The organism is Sabulibacter ruber (genome assembly GCF_017355955.1).
GTDB lineage: Bacteria > Bacteroidota > Bacteroidia > Cytophagales > Hymenobacteraceae > Nibribacter > Nibribacter ruber_A.
Genome location: NZ_JAFFID010000166.1, coordinates 1 through 257, shown reverse-complemented (window position 1 = coordinate 257; position 257 = coordinate 1). Strand labels below are relative to the sequence as shown.

1 protein-coding gene is annotated in these 257 nt (G+C 60.7%); it reads right to left on the bottom strand.

What is annotated here, in order from left to right; all coding sequences use genetic code 11:
- A partial coding sequence (locus tag JT719_RS24890; RefSeq protein WP_207436467.1) for an FHIPEP family type III secretion protein occupies positions 1 to 257 on the bottom strand: 257 nt, incomplete at both ends.

Below are 257 nucleotides of genomic sequence, written 5' to 3'. Positions count from 1 at the left end.
CATGCTCGGTAATCTGGGTGATGCTGCGCGTTTGGCTTGCCGCTTCCGAGATACCCTCCAGGATGGTGGGAAGATCACGCACGGAGACGCGTTCCGCAAGCAGGTTCTGTAGGACCCTTTGAAGACCGCCGACCGTGATCTGGTTCGGCACCACGTCGGCGACGAGCTTCTGGTGGTCCTTGTCCAGCTCGTCGAGCAGCTTCTGCGCCTCGGTGAAGGACAGCAGCTCCGGCATGTTGTCCTTGATCAGCTCCGTC